The sequence below is a fragment of the Protofrankia sp. Cr1 genome (assembly GCF_963555865.1).
In the GTDB taxonomy this organism is placed as follows: domain Bacteria; phylum Actinomycetota; class Actinomycetes; order Frankiales; family Frankiaceae; genus Protofrankia.
Genome location: NZ_CAUVXO010000141.1, coordinates 4,900 through 7,161 on the forward strand (window position 1 = coordinate 4,900; position 2,262 = coordinate 7,161).

The 2,262-nt window shown below is 70.5% G+C and carries 1 protein-coding gene; it reads right to left on the reverse strand.

What is annotated here, in order from left to right; genetic code table 11:
• Positions 1-2,262, reverse strand: a 2,262-nt coding sequence (gene cobN, locus U9980_RS13265) for a cobaltochelatase subunit CobN (RefSeq protein WP_322768188.1), incomplete at both ends; no start/stop codon positions are given.

Consider the following 2,262-nt stretch of genomic DNA (forward strand, 5'->3'; position numbering starts at 1 on the left):
GCCGCCTTCAAGGTCACCTTCGAGCTCCAGGTAGGTCTGGCGGAGTCCGTCGATGGTGGTGGCGTCGGGTTTTTCCCACAGGCCGCGGTCGGCGGCTTCCAGCAGGCGTTCAGCGATGCCGCGCAGCGCCCACGGATTGGACGTTTGCATGAAGTCGCGGGTTTCGGGGTCGAACACATAGGAGGCGGCCAACGACTCGTACATCCAGTCCTGCACGACACCCGCGGTCGCGTCATAGCCGAACAGGTAGTCGACGGTCGCCGCCAGTTCGAACGCGCCCTTGTAACCGTGGCGGCGCATCGCCGCGATCCAGCGCGGATTCACCACCCGGGCCCGGAACACCCGGTGGGTCTCCTCCTGCAACGTGCGGGTCTTCACCGCGTCCGGCATGGCGCTGTCCCCCACGTAGGCCGCCGGTGACGCGCCCGTGAGCGCGCGGACCGCCGCGACCATCCCGCCGTGGTACTGAAAGTAGTCGTCGGAGTCGACCAGGTCGTGCTCGCGGGTGTCCTGATTCTTCACGGCCACCTGGATGCGACGGAACGCCTGCTCCATGTCGGCTCGGGCCTCCCGCCCGTCGAGGTCGCGGCCGTAGGCGTAGCCGCCCCACACCGCGTACACCTCGGCAAGGTCGGCGTCCGAACGCCACTCGCGCGAGTCGATCAGGGGCAGGAGACCGGCGCCGTAGGCCCCCGGCTTCGACCCGAAGATGCGGGTCGTGGCCCGCCGCCGGTCACCGGGAGTGGCGCGCAGATCGGCTCGCACGTGGGCGGCGAGTGCGTTGTCGGCATCTGCCTCGTCGTCGAGGGCCGCGACGGTGCTCACCGCGTCGTCGAGCAGCGTGACAACGTGGGGGAAGGCATCCCGGAAGAAGCCGGAGATCCGCACGACCACGTCCACCCGCGGCCGGCCGAGCTCGGCAAGGGGTACCACCTCGAAGCCGGTGACCCGCCGGGACGCGTCGTCCCAGGTCGGCCGGCAGCCGAGCAGTGCCAGCACTTCCGCAATGTCGTCACCTTGCGTACGCATCGCGGACGTGCCCCAGACGGTCAGTCCCACCGAGGACGGATAGCTCCCGGTGTCGGCGAGGTGGCGGGCGAGCAGCGAGTCGGCGAGTGCGCGGCCGGTCTCCCAGGCCAGTCTGGACGGGATCGCCTTCGGATCGACCGAGTAGAAGTTCCGCCCGGTCGGCAGCACGTTGACCAGCCCGCGGGTGGGTGACCCCGACGGCCCCGCCGGCACGAACCCGCCACCGAGCGCTCGGAGTACGGCAGTGATCTCGTCCGGGGTGCGGTCCAGGCGCGGCACCACCTCGGACGCGGCGAACACCAGCACCTTCTCGACCTCGGCGTTGTTCGCTGACCCGGCGTTGTTCGCTGACCCGAGGACGTCCGCGCACACCCCGGACGCGGCGGCCGGATCCCAGCCGGCGGCGTCCATCCCGGTGACGAGCGCGCGGGCTGTCGTCTCGAATTCGTCCACCTCGACCCGCCCGGCCCTGCCGCCCTCGACATGGCCGAGCGCGGCTCGCAGCCCCGGCAGCGCTCGGGCGGTCCCGCTCCACACCTGCGACGCCCGCAGGATCGCGAGCACCAGGTTCACCCGCGCCGCACCGGCCGGGGCCTGGCCGAGAATGTGCAGGCCGTCGCGGATCTGGGTGTCCTTGACCTCGCACAGGTAGCCGTCGACGTGCAGCAGGAAGTCGTCGAAGGCGTCGTCGCCCGGGCGTTGGTCCAAGCCCAGGTCGTGATGGAGTTGCGCGGCCTGGATCAACGTCCAGATCTGCGCCCGCACAGCCGGCAGTTTGGCCGGGTCGAGCGCGGCGAGTGTCGCGTGCTCGTCGAGGAGCTGCTCCAGTTTGGCCATGTCGCCGTAGGTGTCGGCGCGTGCCATCGGCGGCACCAGATGGTCGACGATTACCGCGTGTGCGCGGCGTTTCGCCTGGGTGCCCTCGCCCGGGTCGTTGACCAGGAACGGGTAGACCAGCGGCAGGTCACCGAGGACGGCGTCCGGGGCGCAGCCGGCGGACAGGCCGAGCCCCTTGCCCGGCAGCCACTCCAACGTCCCGTGTTTACCCAGGTGCACGACCGCGTCCGCGCCGAACTCGGAATCCAGCCAGCGGTAGGCGGCCAGATAATGGTGGGACGGCGGCAGGTCCGGGTCGTGGTAGATCGCCACCGGGTTCTCCCCGAAGCCCCGCGGTGGCTGGATCATGAGCAGGATGTTGCCGAAGCGCAGCGCTGCGAGAACGATCGCCGGTTC